The sequence below is a fragment of the Ramlibacter sp. genome, from assembly GCF_035655895.1.
Classification (GTDB): Bacteria; Pseudomonadota; Gammaproteobacteria; order Burkholderiales; family Burkholderiaceae_C; genus Ramlibacter.
In genome coordinates this window covers 248,361-264,954 of the sequence record NZ_DASRTN010000006.1, presented here as the reverse complement: position 1 = coordinate 264,954, position 16,594 = coordinate 248,361, and the positions used below count along the sequence as shown (strand labels likewise).

17 protein-coding genes are annotated in these 16,594 nt (G+C 71.9%); 6 read left to right on the top strand and 11 right to left on the bottom strand.

The genetic code is table 11. The annotated features are described in order from the left end of the window. The first annotated feature begins 83 nt into the window (after positions 1 to 83). Entirely contained in the window at positions 84 to 431 is a 348-nt protein-coding gene (locus tag VFE82_RS04420; protein WP_324999028.1) for a hypothetical protein, read from the top strand. 32 nt (positions 432 to 463) lie between these two features. Here VFE82_RS04420 and VFE82_RS04415 read toward each other — a convergent pair whose 3' ends face one another. Beyond that, complete coding sequence (locus VFE82_RS04415; RefSeq protein WP_324999027.1) at positions 464 to 1,222, bottom strand: GDSL-type esterase/lipase family protein; 759 nt, start codon at positions 1,220 to 1,222, stop codon at positions 464 to 466. A 189-nt stretch (positions 1,223 to 1,411) separates the two neighbouring features. Here VFE82_RS04415 and VFE82_RS04410 point away from each other — a divergent pair, with 189 nt between their 5' ends. The 5 genes from VFE82_RS04410 (at position 1,412) to VFE82_RS04390 (ending at position 4,206) form a co-directional block, all read left to right on the top strand. Further along, positions 1,412 to 1,699: a hypothetical protein gene (locus VFE82_RS04410; protein WP_324999026.1), complete on the top strand. Its 288-nt coding sequence runs from the start codon at positions 1,412 to 1,414 to the stop codon at positions 1,697 to 1,699. Positions 1,700 to 1,716: 17 nt separating this feature from the next. Then, positions 1,717 to 2,106, top strand: a complete 390-nt coding sequence (locus VFE82_RS04405) for a hypothetical protein (RefSeq protein ID WP_324999025.1) — start codon at positions 1,717 to 1,719, stop codon at positions 2,104 to 2,106. Positions 2,107 to 2,422: 316 nt separating this feature from the next. Next, on the top strand, positions 2,423 to 3,367 hold the full coding sequence (locus VFE82_RS04400; RefSeq protein ID WP_324999024.1) for a 2-hydroxyacid dehydrogenase: 945 nt from the start codon (positions 2,423 to 2,425) through the stop codon (positions 3,365 to 3,367). 197 nt (positions 3,368 to 3,564) lie between these two features. Further along, positions 3,565 to 3,858 (top strand): hypothetical protein, encoded by a 294-nt coding sequence (locus tag VFE82_RS04395; RefSeq protein WP_324999023.1) that lies wholly within the window; start codon positions 3,565 to 3,567, stop codon positions 3,856 to 3,858. 45 nt (positions 3,859 to 3,903) lie between these two features. After that, positions 3,904 to 4,206, top strand: coding sequence for a hypothetical protein (locus tag VFE82_RS04390; protein ID WP_324999022.1), 303 nt, complete (start codon positions 3,904 to 3,906; stop codon positions 4,204 to 4,206). Between the two features lie 136 nt (positions 4,207 to 4,342). On the opposite strand, the gene VFE82_RS04385 is transcribed toward VFE82_RS04390, so the two are convergent. The 10 genes from VFE82_RS04385 to murG all read right to left on the bottom strand — a co-directional run bounded on the left by VFE82_RS04385 (position 4,343) and on the right by murG (position 16,515). Then, positions 4,343 to 6,487 carry an ATP-binding protein gene (locus VFE82_RS04385; RefSeq protein WP_324999021.1) on the bottom strand — a complete coding sequence of 715 codons (2,145 nt, stop codon included), beginning with the start codon at positions 6,485 to 6,487 and terminating at the stop codon, positions 4,343 to 4,345. 51 nt (positions 6,488 to 6,538) lie between these two features. Continuing rightward, positions 6,539 to 7,930 carry an MFS transporter gene (locus VFE82_RS04380; protein WP_324999020.1) on the bottom strand — a complete coding sequence of 464 codons (1,392 nt, stop codon included), beginning with the start codon at positions 7,928 to 7,930 and terminating at the stop codon, positions 6,539 to 6,541. A gap of 43 nt (positions 7,931 to 7,973) precedes the next feature. Continuing rightward, positions 7,974 to 8,150 carry a hypothetical protein gene (locus tag VFE82_RS04375; RefSeq protein WP_324999019.1) on the bottom strand — a complete coding sequence of 59 codons (177 nt, stop codon included), beginning with the start codon at positions 8,148 to 8,150 and terminating at the stop codon, positions 7,974 to 7,976. A 9-nt stretch (positions 8,151 to 8,159) separates the two neighbouring features. Beyond that, positions 8,160 to 9,083, bottom strand: coding sequence for a UDP-3-O-acyl-N-acetylglucosamine deacetylase (gene lpxC / locus VFE82_RS04370; RefSeq protein WP_324999018.1), 924 nt, complete (start codon positions 9,081 to 9,083; stop codon positions 8,160 to 8,162). Positions 9,084 to 9,477: 394 nt separating this feature from the next. Then, positions 9,478 to 10,719, bottom strand: a complete 1,242-nt coding sequence (ftsZ, locus tag VFE82_RS04365) for a cell division protein FtsZ (RefSeq protein ID WP_324999017.1) — start codon at positions 10,717 to 10,719, stop codon at positions 9,478 to 9,480. A gap of 237 nt (positions 10,720 to 10,956) precedes the next feature. Continuing rightward, positions 10,957 to 12,186: a cell division protein FtsA gene (gene ftsA / locus VFE82_RS04360; protein ID WP_324999016.1), complete on the bottom strand. Its 1,230-nt coding sequence runs from the start codon at positions 12,184 to 12,186 to the stop codon at positions 10,957 to 10,959. Positions 12,187 to 12,195: 9 nt separating this feature from the next. Next, positions 12,196 to 12,984, bottom strand: coding sequence for a cell division protein FtsQ/DivIB (locus VFE82_RS04355; RefSeq protein ID WP_324999015.1), 789 nt, complete (start codon positions 12,982 to 12,984; stop codon positions 12,196 to 12,198). Next, positions 12,981 to 14,003: a D-alanine--D-alanine ligase gene (locus VFE82_RS04350; protein WP_324999904.1), complete on the bottom strand. Its 1,023-nt coding sequence runs from the start codon at positions 14,001 to 14,003 to the stop codon at positions 12,981 to 12,983. Before VFE82_RS04350 ends, VFE82_RS04355 begins: the two co-directional genes overlap by 4 nt. 59 nt (positions 14,004 to 14,062) lie before the next feature. Then, positions 14,063 to 15,475: a UDP-N-acetylmuramate--L-alanine ligase gene (murC, locus tag VFE82_RS04345; RefSeq protein ID WP_324999014.1), complete on the bottom strand. Its 1,413-nt coding sequence runs from the start codon at positions 15,473 to 15,475 to the stop codon at positions 14,063 to 14,065. Continuing rightward, the gene (gene murG, locus VFE82_RS04340; protein ID WP_324999903.1) at positions 15,472 to 16,515 is read right to left on the bottom strand and encodes an undecaprenyldiphospho-muramoylpentapeptide beta-N-acetylglucosaminyltransferase; all 1,044 of its coding nucleotides are present in this window, start codon (positions 16,513 to 16,515) and stop codon (positions 15,472 to 15,474) included. Before murG ends, murC begins: the two co-directional genes overlap by 4 nt. Between the last annotated feature and the right edge of the window lie 79 nt (positions 16,516 to 16,594).

Sequence of the window (16,594 nt, the reverse complement as noted above, 5' to 3'; positions counted from 1 at the left end):
GGGCTGCGGCATTCGCGGGGCCCACATCCGTCCGGCCGCGGGCGCCGTATCCACAGCACCTGCAACCCCGAAAGGACCCCACCATGCAACGCACCCTCGCCCTCCTGCTGTCCAGCGCCATCGGCTGCCTGGCCCTGCCGGCCCATGCCGTCGTGCCGGTGCGCGCCGCCGATCTGCCGGCCTCGAACGACGGTGGCACCGGCTTCATCGGGGTGGCCGCGTCGGGCGCGACCGGCTGGCACGCCGAAGCGCGCCAGCGCACGCCGGCCCAGGCGCTCGGCGCTTCCGGCGAGGCCTCCACGCTGGTCGACGGCCGCCCGAACGTGCAGTCGCCGATGAGCGTGAACGGGACGGCGCCCGCGGTGCCGCGAGGCACCGCGATGGGGGCCGGCGGCCCCGCCACCCACCGCGCCTGGGGCACGCCCGACTGAAGAGGCCGCGGCGTGCATGCCGCGGCCGGCGACTACGCGGCCAGCACCGCCGCGATCGCCGGGCGCATCTGCGCATAGCACCAGGCGTAGGCCTGGGCGCTGGGATGCACGCGGTCGCGCGCGTAGAACCGCTGCGGGTCGGCCGAGAACGGGTCGTCGGCCTTTTCCCGGAAGAAGTCGACGAAGCGGGCCCCGGCGCGCCTCGCCTGCCGGGCCAGCAACCGGTTCGCGCGGCGCGTCCGCGCGGTCATCCACCAGGAGAACGGCGGCAGGAAGAGCGGCGCGAGGCCGACGTTGGCCATGCCGGCCCACAGCACCTGCCCGGCGCGCGCCTGCAGCTCGCCCAGCAGGGCCTGGCTGCCGCTCTCCAGCTCGGCCCAGGGCGTGCGCTTGAGCACGTCGTTGCCGCCGGCGAACACGAGCACGAGGTCGAACCGCGGCCCCGCCGGCAAGCCGCGCACCGTGCGCAACACGTCAGCCACCGTGGCGCCGTTGAGGCAGAGGTTGCGCACCTCGGCATCGGGGAACTCGTCCGCGAGGCGGGCCGCGATCGATTCGCGCGGGTGCTCGCACCCGACGCCGGCGCCGGTGCTGTCGCCCACCAGCAGGACGCGGCGGCTGGGGCTGGCCGGGCTTCGCGTGAACACCGCCGGCGCGCACTCGCACAGGGTGCGCGCCTGGCGCACGCGCCGCAGCTGCGCCAGCAGCAGCGCGGCGGCGGCGCTGGCCGCGAAGGCGATCGGTGGGGCGACCAGCGTGCGCAACAGGGGATCGGCAACGAGGGATGGCATGGAGGAGGTGCTGGAGCGACCCACACGCTAACTGGGCCGCGCCGCTGGCGGGGTCGCCATGTGCCCGATCGCTTGTGGGCCGCCGGCGTTCCCGGCTGCCAGCCGGAGTCGACTTGCAAGCCAACCACGACGTCTTCCCATCAGTCGCGGCCTACAGCCGGGCGCACGGCGGCGGCCTAGCCTTCTCGCATGCAAGTCCTCGAGGTGCTGGAGCACATCCCGGAGATCGCGGAAGCCATGGAGCGCGCGCAGCAGGTGGACCGCGATTGCGCGATCCAGGCCGAGCCGTCCAGCGCATGTCCGTGGACGCTGCAGGCGCGCGAACCCGGCCAGCCGGGCTGCGGCACGCTGCGGCTGCGCAGCTACAGCCAGGGCCGCACGCTCGCCGTCGAGCTGAGCCAGCTGGGCTTCGTCGTCGCCGTGCGGGACCGCGAGGACCGCGTGCGGCTGCGCATGTGGCCGCCCTCCTCCCACTGACTTCCCATCGACCCACCATGGCCCTGCCCCACGCCCGACCCCTGGACATCATCAACGTCGCCCCGCTGGCGGAGGCACTCAGCCAGGCCGTCAGCACCAGCCTGATCAAGACCGAGCGGATGCAGCTGCTGCACCTGGTGCTGCGCGCGCACCAGGACCAGCCGGAGCACCGCGTCGACGACGAGTGCACGATCCATTGTCTGGAGGGCGTGGTCGAGGTGGTGACGCCGGCAGGGGCGCGGCAGCTCAAGGCCGGCAACGTCGTGCTGCTGCCCGGCGGCCAGAAGCACTCGCTGCGCGCCCGCACCGACTGCGCGGTGCTCGTCACGCTGCTGCTCGACCACGGCGATGCGGCGCACGGCGGCGGCAGTGGTGCTCGCACCCTGCGCGACCAGAAGAACGACTGAGCGCCACGGTCCCACCGGGCGGGCCTCCGGTGTCCGCTGGCGCGGGCGCCCACTGCGGCCGTGCGCACCGGAAGGGCGCGCCACGGTGGACGCGCCGCACCGCGGCATCCAGCCCACGGCACGACGCCGTCGCCGTGCGGGCGCACCGGCGGCCCGGCGTGCCGCTGGCGGGCGCCGTGGCGGCGGTGGCGGCCGTTCCAGCGCGGTATGGCAGGATGTCCGGCCGGCACACCCTGCACGCCGCCGACGGCTGCGACGTCGACTCCCTCGGAGCCTCGTTCGGCGCACCCCCGGCAACCGGCGACGACTGACCACCATGACCTCCATCCTCCAGAACGGCCCCCTCCTGCCCTGGCTCGAGCAACAGCTCGCCGCCGTCTACGACCTCGTCCCGCTGCACCAGCAGCCCGATCCCGCTGCCTTCCTGCGCGCCGAGGGCGGCCGCTTCGTGGGCCTGGTGAGCTCGGCCCGCTTCGGCGCGAGCCGGTCCCTGATCGAGGCGCTGCCGAACCTGAAGGTGATCTCCAGCTTCGGGGTGGGCTACGACGTGTTCGACCTGGACGCCGCGCGCGAACGCGCCATTCCGATCGGGTACACGCCCGACGTCCTGAACGACTGCGTGGCCGACACCGCCTTCGGCCTGCTGATGGACAGCGCGCGCCGTTTCAGCGCCGCCGATCGCTTCGTGCGGCGCGGCGACTGGCTCAAGGGCCAGTTCCCGATGTCCACCCAGGTCAGCGGCAAGCGCCTGGGCATCCTCGGGCTCGGGCGCATCGGCCGGGTGGTCGCCCGGCGCGCCAGCGGCTTCGAGATGGAGGTGCGCTACCACAACCGCCGCCCGGTGCCGGACGTGCCGTACGCCTACGAGCCCACCCTGCGCGGACTGGCCGAGTGGGCCGACTTCCTGGTGGTGATCAGCGCCGGGGGCGAGAGCACACGGCACCTGGTCGACGCCGACGTGCTGCGCGCGCTCGGCCCCCAGGGACATCTGGTCAACGTGTCGCGCGGCACCGTGGTGGACGAGCAGGCGCTGGTGAAGGCGCTGCAGGACGGCACGATCGCCGGTGCCGGCTTGGACGTCTACGAGGACGAACCGCGCGTGCCTCCCGCGCTGTTCGCGCTGGACAACGTCGTGCTGCTGCCGCACGTCGCCAGTGCCACGCACGAGACCCGCCGCGCGATGGCGCAGCTGGTGCTGTCCAATCTGGCGGCCTTCTTCGCCACCGGCCGGGTGCCGGTGGCCGTGCCCCACGACGCGTGACGCGGCCGCCGGCGTGGCGCTCCCGCCACTGACCGCGCACCGGTGATTGGCCGGACGACCGTGCGGCGCTACGATCCCCGCACGAACGACTCGACGAACCCGCAGAGCGGGAAGCGGGGGTGGCAGGACTGCAGCCGCCTTCGCGCGCAGGGCGGTGCCTCCATCGCCGCCATGATCGATCCATCGGGGAGGAATGCATGGAACTGGAAGTCACCTGGGGCCGGGCGGTCCGCGTGTGGTGGGCCTATCTCTGGCGCAACCTGCTGGCCATCCTGGCGATGGTCGTCGCCGGCGCCGGGATGGGCTTCGTCGTGGGCCTGGTGCTGGGCACGCTCGGCGTCCCGATCAAGACCATCCAGGGCGTCGCCACCGTCATCGGCGGCCTGCTCGGGCTGGCCATCTCGGTGGTGCCGGTCAAGCTGATCCTCGGCAAGGATTTCGGCGAGTTCCGCCTGGTGCTGCTGGCGAACGGGGCGCGCCGGCGTGCGTGAACCGGGGCCCGGGTGGCCGCACGCCTGCCCGTGACGAACGGCAGCGTGTCAGCGCGAGCCAGGCCGGTCCTGTTCCTCGCCCTCTTTGCCGCCCTGGCCGCAACACACGGCGCGCTGGTGCTGCTGCGGCCGCCGCTGCTGGCGCCGGCAGTTGCCGCCACCGTCTACGGCCCGCTGCTGGCGGCCCAGGCGCTGGGACTTCCCGTGTTCTCGTCTGCCGGCTCGGGCGGATGGGCGTCGCCATCGCTTCTGGGCTGGACCTTCGTGGTCCTGTGCTGGACGCTGGTCTGGGGCGCCGCCGCGGCGGCGGGTGCACGCCTGCTGCGCCGGCGGACATCGGACGGCTGACCTCCCTCCTGCCGCATGCCGGCCTGCTTCGATGGCCGCGGCCCCGTTCCGCTGGCCGCGCCCGCGTGGTCCACGACCTTCCGCGCCCTGACGTTCACCGCCCGGCTGCTGCGCAGCTGGTGAGAAGGCCGCTCGCTCAGGCCGCCGTGCGCTGGCCCTGAAGCAGTTCGGCCAGGGCTCGTGGCTTGAACGGCTTGTGCAGCACGGGCAGGCCGAGCGCTTCCAGCTGGTCGATCTGGTCCGAGTAGCCGGTCATCAGCAGGATGCGGACGGCCGGATGGCGCTGCTGGACCACGCGGGCGAGTTCGATCCCGCTCATCCCGCCGGGCATGACGACGTCCGTCAGCAGCAGCTCGGGCGCCGGATGCTGCTCCAGCCAGGCCAGCGCTTCGGCGGCACTGGCGCGCAGCACGACGGTGCAGCCGAGCGACTCGAGCGTGTCAAGGACGGCGGCCCCGACCTCGGGATGGTCCTCGACCAGCAGCACGCGCCGATGGACCGGGGGCACCGAAGGCTGCTGCTCCGCCGCGGGCGGCAGCACCGCATCGAATGGCAGCTGGGGCAGCAGCACGCGCACCGTGGTGCCGACGCCGGGAACACTGTGCACGGACGCATGGCCCCCGCTGCGCTGTGCGAATCCGAGCACCTGGCTCAGGCCCAGGCCGGTGCCCAGGCCGACCGGCTTGGTGGTGAAGAACGGCTCGAACACCCGCTCGACCACCTCGGGCGGGATGCCGGTGCCGGTGTCGCGCGCCTCGACCACGACGACCGGCCCCTCGACCCCCGGCGCGGCGTCCTGCGGAAAGGCCCGCACCTCGAAGCGCCCACCCGAGGGCATCGCGTCCCGTGCGTTCATCGCCAGGTTCAGGACGGCCAGCTCCAGCTCGGAGGAATCGACCTTGACCGGCGGCGTGCCCGGATCCACCTCGATGCGCACCGTGCAGGCCGCCCCGAACACCGGGTGGAGCAGCTGGTCCATCGCGGGCAGCACGTCCTGCAGCCGCATGGGCTGCGGCGCCAGGACCTGCTTGCGCGAAAGGGCGAGCAGCTGGCGCGTGAGGGTGGACGCCGAATCGACGGCGCGGCCCATCGCGTCGAGAAGGCGGTGGTCTTCGGGCGCGACGCGCCGCCGCAGCAGGTGCAGGTTTCCGCTGAGCACCATCAGTGCATTGTTGAAGTCGTGCGCGACGCCGCCGGCCAGCCGGCCGATGGCCTCGAGCTTCTGTGCCTGCAGCAGCGCGTTCTCGGCCAGCACGCGGGCGTCGGTCTGCTGCTGCAGGAGCTGGGCGGCCTGCAAGGCCTGGCGTGCCCGTCGCGCCGCGATGACCGTGGCACCGATCAGGCCCAGCGTGGGGATGGCCCAGATCAGGCCGAACACCGCCATCTCGCGCAGCCATTCGGCACGGATCGCGGAGGTCTCGAGCGCTGCGGTGACGTACGCCGGGTAGTCGCCCACCTTGCGCAGCACGACGAAACGGCTGCGGCCGTCGAACGAGGACTGGCCGGTGTATTCCGCGGCGGGGCGCCCCCGCCCGGTCTGCGCCAGGGTCTGCGAGCCCGCCGGCAGCCGGGCGAGCGGCGGCACCGCCTCCGGCGTGCGGGTGAACACGGCGCCGTCCTCGCGGAACAGCGTCAGCGCCAGCGAGGGATCGCCGCTCAGCAGGTCGTCGTGGAACTGTCGGAAGTAGGCCGGGTACAGCGCCACCGACACCATGCCGGCGAAGCTGCCGTCCTTGCGGTAGCGGCCGATGCTCAGATCGAAGAAGGTGTCGCGGGTGACGCGGCCGACCTGCGTCTCGCTCAGGTACACGCCCCCTTTGCCGGCCTGGTGGTGCCGGAACGACGGGCGCTCGGCGATGTCGACGTCGCGGCGCACCGGCAGGAAGCGGTTGCCCACCAGCGCGCGCGCATCGGGGCCATGCACCCAGATCGCCTGGATCTGCGGCTTGCCCGCCGCCATGCGGGCCAGCTGCCGGTGCAGCACCGCCTCGTTCGCGCGGATCGCCTCGTCGTCGTCGCTGCCCACCAGGTCAAGCACCCGACGCAGCAGCGTCTCGTTGGTGTCGAACACCTTGAGCGCGTGCTCGTGCGCCACCCGCAGCGTGCGCCGCACCCGGTCCTGCGCCTCCTCTTCCGCCGCGTGCAGCCGGTACGCGGCGACCAGCGCGAACACCAGGGCCGGGACGGCCGCACCGAGCACGACCAGCAGACGCAGCCACGCCAGGCTGGCCAGCGACGCGGCGTCGACGGCGCGTGACTGCGAGGCCCGCGAACTGCTCATCCGGCCATGATAACGATGAGCTTGCCTGCCGCCCAGGGTGTCACCCCCGGGTCACGCATGCCGCACGCGCAGTCCGCTGAACACCGCGCCGGCGCCGGCGAACACGCACGCCAGCACGATGGCAGCCTGCGGTCCCGCGCCCCGGTGCGCGCCCGCGAAGGCGAACACGGCGGCGACGCAGACGGCGCCGAGCGACTGGCCCGTGAGGCGTGCCGTGCCGAGCATGCCGCTGGCGGCGCCCGAACGGTGGGCCGGCGCGCTCGTGATGATGGTGTGGTTGTTGGGCGACTGGAACAGGCCGAAACCGAGTCCGCACAGCGCCATCTGCCACCACACGGTGCCCACGGCGTCCGTGCCGGCGGCAGCACCCAGCAGGCCCAGGCCAAGGCTCAGGGTCGCCAGGCCGATGGCCCCGAGCAGGCCGCCCGGATAGCGGCCGATCAGGCGGCCGGCCAGCGACGCCGCCGCGATCACACCAGCCGGCCAGCACGCCATCAGCAGGCCGGCCCGGCCCGCCGACAGGTGCCACGCGTCCAGCAGCAGGAACGGCAGCGCGATGTACGCCAGCGTCTGGGCCGCGAAGGCGCACAGCGAGGTGCCCATCGAGAGGCGGAAGATCGGGATGCGCAGCAGGTCGACCGGCAGCAGCGGCACCGGCCGCCGCAGTTGCCGGCGCACGTGCACCACCCCCGCCACGACCGCGCCGGCCAGCAGCGCGAGCCCCAGCAGCAGACCGGTGCGATCGGTGCCGCCGGCCCGCGCACCCAGCACGTCGGCGCCCAGGAACAGCAGGCAGAACATGGCGGCATTGAGCAGCACGTCGGCCGCGGACAGGCGGGCCGGCTGGTGCGACGCCGGCGGGTTGTGCGGCAGCACGCGCGCCCCCAGCGCCAGCAGCACGATTCCCAGGGGGACGTTCACCGCGAACAGCCAGGGCCAGCTCGCGTGCGAGAGGACCGCCGCCGCGATCGGCGGACCCGCGACCGACGCCGTGGCCACCGTCACCGAGTTGATCGCGATGCCACGGCCCAGTTGCTCGGTCGGGTAGGTCAGTCGCACCAGGGCGGCGTTCACCGCCATCAGGCCGGCCGCACCGGCTCCCTGGAGCGCCCGGGCCGCGGCCAGCAGCGGCAGCGAGTCGGCCAGGCTGCACACCGCGGACGCGGCGGTGAACACGGCCACGCCCACCAGGTACACGCGCCGGTAGCCGACCCGATCGCCCAGCGAGGCCAGCGGCAGCAGCAGCGCCAGGGTGGCCAGCTGGTAAGCATTGACCACCCACACGGCGTGGGACGGCGTCGATTGCAGGTCGCGCACGATGCCCGGCAGCGCCAGGTTGACGATCATGCCGTCGAGCACCGACACCGCGATGCCCAGCAGGATCACGGCCATGGCGTGGTACCGCTGCGGCACCGGCAGGCCCGGGTGGCGCAGGTCGGTCATGTCGGCAGGCGGCAGGAGGTGAGCCGCGATGCGCGGGACACCGTCAGGCCACACGCTCGGCGACCAGCACCGCGAAGAAGCCGCCGGCGGCCAGCAGCGTCCACTTCAGGACGACCCAGCCCCAGTGCTTGAAGCGGGGCTGGCCGGTGCCGGCGTAGAAGGCGAAGCAGACGCCCGCCGCCAGCAGGCAGAGCAGGATGACCCAGCGGAACAGGAGCATCGCGCCGGCTTACCAGGCGCGCGCCGGCCTGGCGAAGCCCGCGGGCGCCTGCTGCTCGTTCTCGAAGGTCACCACTTCCCACGCGTCCTTCTGGGCGAGCAGCGCGCGCAGCAGCTTGTTGTTCAGGGCGTGTCCCGAGCGGAACGCGTTGTAGGCCGCGAGCAGCGGCTTGCCGACCAGGTACAGGTCGCCCATGGCGTCGAGGATCTTGTGCTTGGCGAACTCGTCGTCGTAGCGCAGGCCGTCGACGTTCAGGACGCGGTAGTCGTCCATCACGATGGCGTTGTCCATCCCCGCCCCGAGTGCCAGGCCGTTGGCCCGCATCATCTCGACGTCCTTGGTGAACCCGAAGGTGCGCGCGCGGGCGATGTCGCGCTGGTAGTTGCCGCTGCCCAGGTCGAACTCGACGCGCTGGCCGGTGGAGTCGACGACCCGGTGGTCGAAGTCGATCTCGAAACTGAGCTTGTAGCCGTGGTACGGGGTCAGGCGCGCGAACTTCAGGGCATCGCCTTCGCCTTCGCGCACCTCCACCGGGCGCGTCACGCGGATGAAGCGCTTGGGTGCGTTCTGCAGCTCGATGCCCGCGCTGTGCAGCAGGAACACGAACGAGGACGAGGATCCGTCCAGGATCGGCACTTCCTCGGCGGTGATGTCGATGTACAGGTTGTCCAGGCCCAGGCCGGCGCAGGCCGACATCAGGTGTTCGACCGTGTGCACCTTGGCGTTGCCGCGCGAGATGGTCGAGGCCAGGCGCGTGTCGGTCACGGATTCGGCGGACACGGGGATGTCGACCGGCTCGGGCAGGTCGACCCGGCGGAACACGATGCCGGTGTCGGGCTGGGCGGGACGCAGCGTGAGCTCGACCCGTTGGCCGCTGTGCAGACCCACGCCGACGGCGCGGGTGAGCGACTTGAGGGTTCGTTGCTGCAGCATCCCCTGATTTTACGGCCGGGAGCTCATCTTCCGCGGGGGGCGCGGGCTATCCCGCGCATAGCCGTGACGCTTGAGGCAGCCCGGCGGACCACACGGTCGAGCCATGCCAGTTCTCGCACGGCCACGTGGCCCAGCCGCACACGTCGCGTCCCGGCAGCGCGACGCCGGTGTTGAGTTCGCGCGTCCACTGCGCACTGCGAAAGTCGCTGCCGTGCAGGCCACGCCCTCGCCGGCGGCCTCGACGGCACGCCGTCGAGCGTTCCAGGACATCGGGCAGGCACCGACCAGCTGCGCGGTGAGGCCGTCGCCCGGCACGCGGGACAAAAAAAGGCCGGGGCGAGCCCCGGCCAATCGATCACTCACTGTCCACTGCCCGCGGGCAGTGCTTCCGTCCTCAGTCGGCCTGCTTGCGCAGGAACGCGGGGATCTCGAAGTCGTCCATGCCACCCGAGCTCAGGGCGTCGACCTTGGCGGCCGCCTGGGTGCGGTTGGTGCGCCAGACGCTGGGCACGGCCATGGTGCCGTAGTCGGGCTGCTGGGCCGGGGCCTGCATCTCGCGCGTCACGATGACGCCGGGACCGCCGACGGCGGTGTGGATGGTCGGCACGTTGAACGGAACGTTGTCGGTGCCGGTGCGCAGCACCTGCAGCGGAGGCGCCGTGCGGCGCTGCTGGCCATGGCGCGACAGGCCGGTGGCGACCACGGTCACGCGGACCTCGTCGCCCAGGTTGTCGTCGTAGGCGGTGCCGTAGATGACGTGCGCGTCGGGGGATGCGTAGGCACGGATGGTGTTCATCGCCAGCTTCGATTCCGACAGCTTCAGGCTGCCCTTGGCCGCGGTGATCAGCACCAGCACGCCCTTGGCGCCCGACAGGTCGATGCCTTCCAGCAGCGGGCACGCCACTGCCTGCTCGGCGGCGATGCGCGCGCGGTCCGGGCCCGACGCCACGGCCGTGCCCATCATCGCCTTGCCCGGCTCGCCCATCACGGTGCGCACGTCCTCGAAGTCGACGTTGACGTGGCCCGGCACGTTGATGATCTCCGCGATGCCGCCCACGGCGTTCTTCAGCACGTCGTTGGCGTGCGCGAAGGCCTCGTCCTGGGTGATGTCGTCGCCCAGCACCTCGAGCAGCTTCTCGTTCAGCACCACGATCAGCGAATCGACGTTCGCTTCCAGTTCGGCCAGGCCATGGTCGGCGTTGGTCATGCGGCGGCCGCCTTCCCAGTCGAACGGCTTGGTGACCACGCCGACGGTGAGGATGCCCATCTCCTTGGCCACGCGCGCGATCACCGGCGCTGCGCCGGTGCCCGTGCCGCCGCCCATGCCGGCCGTGATGAACAGCATGTGCGCGCCGGAGATGGCTTCCTTGATGTTCTCCACGGCGGCCTCGGCCGCGTCGCGGCCCTTCTCCGGCTTGCTGCCGGCGCCCAGGCCGCTGTTGCCCAGCTGGATGGTCTTGTGCGCCGCGCTGCGCGACAGCGCCTGGGCGTCGGTGTTCGCGCAGATGAACTCGACGCCCTGGACGGCGCGGTCGATCATGTGCTCCACCGCGTTGCCGCCGCCGCCACCCACCCCGATCACCTTGATCTGGGTGCCCTGGTGGAACTCCTCGACTTCGATCATTTCGATGCTCATATGTACTCCTGAATCGTTTGCAGTTGCCGTTGCGACTTCGATGTTGGTTTGTGATGGTTCAGAACGTTCACGAGGGCGGATCGGTGCACCGCCATCGCTCCTTTCTGCGCGGCGGGCTCCCCCGCGCAAGCCACGTCCTGTGGGTTGGATGGCCCCGTCGCGCCGCGTGCAGGCGCAGGGCTGCCCCGGAAGGGCAGCCGGCCTGGCGGTGCGGAGTGCGGAAGGGCCACATGTTGGTCAGAAATTCCCGACGATGAAATCCTTGAAGCGCGAGAACGCCGTCTTCATCGATCCGTTGCGCTCGGCCACCTTGAATCCGCGCAGGCGCGCCAGGCGCGCTTCCTCCAGCAGGCCCATGACGGTGGCCGCGCGCGGCTGCGCCACCATGTCGGCCAGCGCGCCGCGGTAGTTGGGCACGCCGCGGCGCACCGGCTTGAGGAAGATGTCCTCGCCCAGCTCCACCATGCCCGGCATGACGGCGCTGCCCCCGGTGATCACGATGCCCGAGGAGAGCACCTCCTCGTAGCCCGACTCGCGGACCACCTGCTGCACCAGCGAGAAGATCTCCTCGACGCGCGGCTCGATCACGCCGGCCAGCGCCTGCTTGCTCAGCATGCGCGGGCCGCGGTCGCCCAGGCCGGGCACCTCGACCTGCTGCTCGGGGTCGGCCAGCAGCTGCTTGGCATAGCCGCTCTCGACCTTGATGTCCTCGGCGTCCTTGGTGGGAGTGCGCAGCGCCATGGCGATGTCGCTGGTGATCAGGTCGCCCGCGATCGGGATCACGGCCGTGTGGCGGATCGCACCACCGGTGAAGATCGCCACGTCCGTCGTGCCGGCCCCGATGTCGACGACCGCCACGCCCAGTTCCTTCTCGTCGTCGGTCAGCACCGACTGGCTCGAGGCCAGCGGATTGAGCATGAGCTGCTCGACCTCGAGGCCACAGCGCCGCACGCACTTGATGATGTTCTCGGCCGCGCTCTGGGCGCCGGTGACGATGTGCACCTTGGCTTCCAGCCGGATGCCGCTCATGCCGATCGGCTCCTTGACGTCCTGGCCGTCGATCACGAATTCCTGCGGTTCCACCAGCAGCAGCCGCTGGTCGGTCGAGATGTTGATCGCGCGGGCGGTCTCGACGACGCGCGCCACGTCGGCCGGCGTCACCTCCTTGTCCTTGACCGCCACCATGCCGCTGGAGTTGATCCCGCGGATGTGGCTGCCGGTGATGCCGGTGTAGACCCGCGTGATCTTGCAGTCGGCCATCAGCTCCGCTTCCTTGAGCGCCTGCTGGATGCTCTGCACGGTGGCGTCGATGTTCACCACCACGCCCCGCTTCAGGCCGTTGGACGGCGCCACGCCCAGGCCGGCGAGCTTGAGCTCGCCGCCCGGCAGCACCTCGCCGACCACCGCCATGACCTTGGCGGTTCCGATGTCCAGCCCCACCACCAGGTCCTTGTATTCCTTCGCCATGTGCCCCTCTTATTTCTTCGCCGCGGCGGCCTCGACCGTGCCGACGCCCCTCAACCGCACCGCAAACCCATCGCCGTACCGCAGGTCGGCCGACAGCAGCGACTCGGGCCGCCGGCCGTAGCGCGACGCGACCTGCGTCAACGTCTGCACGAAGCGCTGCACCCGCGGCAGCACCTCTTCCAGTTCGCCGCGCCCCAGTTCGACGGCGGCCTCGTTGTCCAGCGCCACGCGCCAGCTGCCGCGCCCGGTCAGCTGCACCTCGACCACCGCCAGCTCCAGCGGCTCGAGCAGCGGTGCCACCGCGTGGTACATCGCCAGCACCTGCCGGGCCTGCCCGTCCGGTCCCGACAGCCGCGGCAGGTCGTCGTGCTCGACGTCGCCCGGGTTGGCCTCGAACAGTTCGCCGAAGCTGTTGACCATCCGCGAGCCGCCCTCCTCGCCCCAGAACGCCACCGCGTGGTGCTCCTGCAGCGAGACGCGCAGCCGGTTCGGGAACTCGCGCCGCACGATGGCGCTGCGCACCCAAGGCACCGCTTCGAACGCGCGCCGGGTCGCGGCCAGGTCGACGGTGAAGAAGCTGCCGCGCAGCTGCGGCGCGACGTTGGCGCGCAGCGTGGCCGCGCTGTTGTGCGTCACCTCGCCGTGCACCGTGATGCCGCCCAGCGAGAACAGCGGATGGCGCAGCGCCCACCAGACCACCGCCGCAAGCAGCAGCGCGACCCCGGCGACGAGCAGCACCGAAGCGGTGGCGTTCATCAGCCGGATGTCCACGGGCTGCGGTGCGGCGGCCTGGCTCATGCGCCCGGGCCCTCGGTGGCGTTGCCTGCCGTGCCCTGCGCCGAGCGCCGGCGCTCGATGCGCTGGTGGTCCAGCGCCGCCGAGGCGAGCAGCTGCAGGCACAGGTCCTCGTAGCTGATGCCGGCCGCGCGGGCCGACATGGGCACCAGCGAGTGGCCGGTCATGCCGGGCGAAGTGTTGATCTCCAGCAGCGAGGGCTTGCGCGTGGCGCCGTCGATCATGACGTCGATGCGGCCCCAGCCGCGGCAGCCCAGCACGCGGTAGGCCTTGAGCACGATCTCCTGGATCGCGGCCTCCTCGCCGTCGGGCAGGCCGCACGGCACCAGGTACTTGGTGTCGTCGGTGAAGTACTTGTTCTGGTAGTCGTAGTTGCCCTCGGGCGCCACGATGCGGATGACCGGCAGCGCGATCGCCGAGTCGCCGGTGCCCAGCACCGGGCAGGTGACCTCGTCGCCCGAGACGAACTGCTCGCACAGCACGTCGCTGTCGAGGCCGGCGGCGGTGTCGACGGCGTCCTGCATCTCCGAGTAGCCCGCCACCTTGGCCACGCCGATCGACGAGCCCTCGCGCGCGGGCTTGACGATCAGCGGCAGCCCGAGGTCGTCCGGGATCGCGCGCACCTGCTCGCGGGTGTAGCCGCCGCGGCGCAGCAGCTGGTAGCGCGGGGTGGGCAGCCCGTCGGCCAGCCAGACCCGCTTGGTCATCACCTTGTCGATCGCGATCGAGGAGGCCATCACGCCCGAGCCCGTGTACGGGATCCCGAGCAGCTCCAGCGCACCCTGGACGGTCCCGTCCTCGCCGAAGCGGCCATGCAGCGCGATGAAGCACCGCTTGAACCCCTTGCGCTTGAGTTCGACCAGGTCGCGCTCGGCCGGATCGAACGCATGCGCGTTCACGCCCTTGCTCTGCAGGGCCTTGAGCACGCCGGCGCCGGACATCAGCGACACCTCGCGCTCGGCCGAGCGTCCCCCCATCAGCACGGCGACCTTGCCCAGTGCCTTCACGTCCACCGACGTCATGCCATTGCCCTCCGTGCTCCGCGCGGCATCGCGCGTGCCTTCATTCGTGCGGGTGGCGCTCATGCGGCACCTCCCTGTTCCACCAGCCTGGCCGGCACGCCGCCGATCGAGCCGGCGCCCATGCACATCACCACGTCGCCGTCGCGCGCCATGTCCAGGATCGCCTGCGGCATGCCCGCGATGTCGTCCACGAACACCGGCTCCACCTTGCCGGCCACGCGCACCGCGCGGGCCAGCGAGCGGCCGTCGGCCGCCACGATCGGCGCCTCGCCGGCAGCGTAGACCTCGGCCAGCAGCGCGACATCGGCCTGTCCGATCACCTTGACGAAGTCCTCGAAGCAGTCGCGGGTGCGGGTGTAGCGATGCGGCTGGAACGCCAGCACCAGCCGCCGCCCCGGGAACGCCCCCCGCGCCGCCGCCAGGGTGGCGGCGATCTCCACCGGGTGGTGGCCATAGTCCTCGATGACGGTGAAGCGGCCACCGCCCTGCGCGGCCGGCACGCGGACGTCGCCATAGCTCTGGAACCGGCGGCCGACGCCGCGGAACTCGGCGAACGCCTTCTGCACGGCGGCATCCGGGACGTTCAGCTCCACCGCGACCGCGATCGCCGACAGGGCGTTCAGCACGTTGTGGTGGCCGGCCAGGTTCAGCCGGATGTCCAGGTCCGGCAGCACGATGCCGTTGCGGCGCTGGGCCGTGAAATGCATCTGCGGACCGACGGCGCGGATGTCCACCGCCCGCACCTGCGCATCCTCGCTCACGCCGTAGCTGGTGATCGGGCACTGCACGTCGGGCACGATGGCGCGCACCGCCGGGTCGTCCACGCACAGGATGGCGGTGCCATAGAACGGCATGCGGTGCAGGAAGTCCAGGAACGCGCCCTGGAGCCGCCCGAAATCGTGGCCGTAGGTCTCCATGTGGTCGGCGTCGATGTTCGTCACCACCGCCATCACCGGCATCAGGTTCAGGAACGAGGCGTCCGACTCGTCGGCCTCGACCACGATGTAGTCCCCGGCGCCCAGCTTGGCATTGGCGCCCGCGCTGTTCAGGCGGCCGCCGATCACGAACGTGGGATCCAGGCCGGCTTCGGCCAGCACGCTGGCGACCAGGCTGGTGGTGGTGGTCTTGCCGTGGGTGCCGGCGATCGCGATGCCCTGCTTCAGGCGCATCAGCTCGGCGAGCATCATGGCGCGCGGCACCACCGGGATCTTGCGCTGGCGGGCGGCGACCACCTCGGGGTTGTCGGCCTGGACCGCCGTGGAGGTGACCACCGCGTCGGCGCCCGCGATGTGGCTGGCCTCGTGGCCCAGGCAGGTCTGGATGCCCAGGCCGGCCAGCCGCCGCAGCGTGGGGCTGTCGTGCAGGTCGGAGCCCGAGATCGTGTAGCCCAGGTTGCGCAGCACCTCCGCGATGCCGGACATGCCGGCGCCGCCGAGGCCGACGAAATGAATGTGTTTGACGGCGTGTTTCATGCTTTCGCCAGTTCCTCGCAAGCCGCGACCATCTCGGACGTGGCGGTGGTGCGGGCCACGGCCTGGGCGGCGGTCGCCTTGCGCAGCAGTTCGTCGCGCGTGACGGTCTGCAGCAGCCCGGCCAGCCCCTCGGGGGTGAGGTCGCGCTGCTGCATCAGCCAGCCGGCGCCGGCGTCGACCAGGAATCTCGCGTTCGTGGTCTGGTGGTCGTCGACGGCGAACGGGAAGGGAACGAACACCGCGGCGGCGCCCACCGCCGCGATCTCGGTCACGGTGCTCGCGCCCGCGCGGCAGACGACCAGGTCCGCCTCGGCGAAGGCGCCCGCCGTGTCGTCGATGAAGGGGGTGAGTTCGGCGTACACGCCGGCCGCCGCGTAGTTGGCCCGCAGTTCGTCGATCTGCCGGGCGCCGCTCTGGTGCAGCACGTGAGGCCGCTGGGCTGCGGGGATCAGGGCCAGGGCCTTGGGCACGATGTCGTTCAGCGCCTTGGCGCCCAGGCTGCCGCCCACCACCAGCACCTTCAGCGGCCCGGTGCGGCCGGCGAAGCGCTCGGCCGGCGGCGGCTGCTGCAGGAAGGCGGCGCGCAGCGGATTGCCGACCCAGCGCGCCTTGGCCATCACGTCCGGAAACGCGCTGTAGACCCGGTCGGCGACGCCGGCCAGCACCTTGTTGGCCATGCCGGCCACCGAATTCTGCTCGTGCAGCACCAGCGGACGCCCCAGCAGCACGCTCATCATCCCGGCCGGGAAGGTGATGTAGCCACCCAGCCCGACCACGACGTCGGGCTTGACGCTGCGCACCACCCGCACGCTCTGCCAGAAAGCCTTGAGCAGGCGCAGCGGCAGCAGCGCGAGCGTGAGCGCGCCCTTGCCGCGCACGCCGCCGAACTCGATGGTCTCGAAGCGGAACCCGCGCGGCGGGACCAGCCGGCTTTCCATGCTGTCGGGCGCGCCCAGCCAGTGGACCTGCCAGCCCCGATCGCGCAGGGCCTCGGCGATCGCGAGGCCCGGGAAGATGTGGCCGCCCGTGCCGCCCGCCATCACCAAGGCCGTGGCCCGGGCGCCGGCCGGCCGGCCCGACGTGCGCCCGTCCGCTTGCGGACCGGGTCCGGCCGCACGA